Origin of the sequence: Bartonella sp. AD24XZML, from assembly GCF_042196485.1 — a bacterium.
GTDB lineage: Bacteria > Pseudomonadota > Alphaproteobacteria > Rhizobiales > Rhizobiaceae > Bartonella.
On the sequence record NZ_JBHIQH010000010.1, the window covers coordinates 1 to 2,767 of the forward strand.

The 2,767-nt window shown below is 36.3% G+C and carries 2 protein-coding genes and 1 pseudogene; all 3 read left to right on the forward strand.

The annotated features are described in order from the left end of the window. Positions 1 to 232 (forward strand): annotated as a pseudogene (locus ACFIMX_RS01155) (hypothetical protein); the annotation flags it as partial. 81 nt (positions 233 to 313) lie between these two features. Then, positions 314 to 892 carry a hypothetical protein gene (locus ACFIMX_RS01160; RefSeq protein WP_375693914.1) on the forward strand — a complete coding sequence of 193 codons (579 nt, stop codon included), beginning with the start codon at positions 314 to 316 and terminating at the stop codon, positions 890 to 892. Between the two features lie 113 nt (positions 893 to 1,005). After that, a complete protein-coding gene (locus ACFIMX_RS01165) occupies positions 1,006 to 1,713 on the forward strand; it encodes a hypothetical protein (protein WP_375693915.1) in 708 nt (235 codons plus the stop codon). The last annotated feature ends 1,054 nt before the right edge of the window (positions 1,714 to 2,767 follow it).

The window sequence follows — 2,767 nt, forward strand, 5'->3', positions numbered from 1 at the left end:
TGCTCATATTTGTGATGGCTCGCGTGTTTTTGATGATGCCGTGGTTTGTGGGGCTCTTATCTCTGGCGATTCTTATGTTCATAGCGCCGCCTCTTTAACTGCTGATGATCATATTTGGGACGAGGCATATCCCGAATTTGGGAGTGAAGATGATTATTACCGTCATGAGTATTATGCTGATTGTGAGTGGTATTATGACGATGATAGCGAATATGAAAATGATGCTGCGTAAATAACGCACGGGCGCGGCGGGGGCGCCCCTCTTTAAAAATCTCATTCTAAAATTTAATCTTCTTTATAAAGGAATAGTGTTATGCAAAAAAAGTTTGCACTCACAAATGAAACGCGTGTATTTGGTAATCATACCCTTTATCGTATCCAAGCATTAAAAGACTTTTCTGATGTTAAAGCTGGTGCCTTGGGCGGCTTTATCGAAAAGGAAGATAACCTCTCTCATGATGGCAATTGCTGGGTTTATGATGATGCTCTTGTGTTTAAAAATGGTCACGTTTATGAAAACGCAAGGGTTTTTGGCAATGCTGTCGCTTGTGGTCATATCTATGGTCATGCCCGCGTTTATGATAATGCTATCGCTGCTGGCTATATTTATGATAATGCGCATGTTTATGGCAATGCCGTTGTTTCTGATAATTCCCGTGTCTATGGCAATGCTCATGTGTATGGCAAGGCTATTATTTATGATAATGCCTATGTTTATGACAATGCTAGGGTTTATGAAAACGCGCGTATAGCAAATGACGTGCATATTTATGAAAATGCTCATATCCATGGCATTGCTGTTATTCGTGAAAATGTCGGCGGGTCTACTAAGGTTAAAACCTATACTGAACGTCTCTCTCCTTATGGCGAGTTAGAAATTGTATGGGTCTAACCTAATGTAACGTAAATAAAATGCGGGCGCGGCGGGGGCGCCTGCTTTCCAACCAAATTTCCCATTTCAAATTTTAGAAAACGTTTATCACATTAGATTGTGAGGGTATCTCTATGTGCAAAAAATATGAATTAACCAATCAAATCAAACAAATTAAAGAAAGACTTACTAAGCAAATTATAAACCTTTATCGCATTCGGGCTTTAAGAGATTTCGATGATGTTAAGGCTGGCGATTTAGGTGGCTATATCGAAAATGAAGGGAACTTATCTCATTATGGCAATTGCTGGGTCTATGATGAGGCTTGTGTCTATGGCTATGCTCATGTTTCTGATCATGCTAAAGTACGTCATTTGTCTCATGTGCGGGGGCGGGTCTATGGGAATGCTGAGGTCTATGGAAAGGCTTTAATCACTCGATATGCTAAAGTTTATGACCATGCTTGTGTTTATGGGAGTGCTCATGTGGCTGGCAATATCTATGGCAATGCTCATGTCTGTGATCACGCCCGCGTTTATAGCAATGCCCATGTTTATCAACATGCGCGCGTTTCTCATGATGTTTTTGTTTATGATCATGCTAGGATCTATGGTCATTCAAAGGTTTCTGGCTCTGCTTGTATTTACAACAGTGCAAAAATTTATGGACAAGCTACTATCAAAGGCTTTGCAAAGATTTATGGTAAGGTTTACGGCTCTGCTCTTGTGAGTGGGCGTGNAAAAGCAAAAATAGATAAACAAAGCAATGTAAGATCAGTTGCTCAAAATTATGAGGTTTATCAAAGCGATAATGTCGTCAAGATTGTTGATAAAACAGAATAAAAATAGGCATGGGGGTGCCTTTTAATAGGGATAACTCCATCATAAAAGAAAGCCGTGCCAAGTGATGACGCGGCTTTCAAATGTCTATCCTTATGAATCATTCCAAATAGAGTAATGAATGCATATATACAAAACGTATCATATTGCAAGCGCTCTATTGAGATATGAAAACTTATCAAAAGGAATGTAAATAATGCGTATGATTTTTACTCACTCATTTGAATGAGAAAGCCTATAAACGCTTTTTGTTTCTCTCAAACGTATTAATCATAACGTCTTTATCTTTTAAAGAGATTCATTGAAAACAAAGCCCATGATCATGATGCTTCTTTTAAAACGTTTCAATATGCTGACCTTAAAATTGAGTTGAGTGAATTCAAATAACACATTGTCTAAAATCAACTCTATCAAACAAATCAAAACGCTTGATAGATTTAACAAAACCCGTTTTTTACAGTTGCAAACGTTGGCTTTTAAAACAAGCTCTCATTAAAGACAACAAACAACCGCTTTTATCAAACGCAAGGCTTTAAAAACTGTTATAAACATCAGTTTCAAACGTTTAAACAGTATTTAGAAAGGCTTTCATAAGTGTCTTTTCCACTTTGTTTTAAAACTAACTTCTTTGCAAATTAATCGTTCTATATTTGTGCTCTGTACTTTTAAATGGTAACTTTTAAAACGTTTTTTAGTACCAAGTCTAAAGTGGATAGTAATTTTACTGCCATGGCATTATTTGCTTCCATTTTTTTGTGGAAGCGAATAGTTCTGTTCTTAAAAACTAGCCTGCAATCTATTCATTAAAAGGCTTTTGATTTCATAAGATATAACGCTTTGAATTTCATTATCTGTTTATTTCCTACCTCGGTAAAAAAATACCGTGGTTATAAAATCAATCTTGTCTTTAAATCCTTTTATGCAATCTTTATGAATTAAACCTATAAGCTTATGACTGCTTCAAACAGTTAATTTCTTTAATGCCATTTTAAAGGTTTTCCCCAATTTTGGGGAAAATTATATGATCTCTATTTTCTATAAATGCGTATCTTTTGAT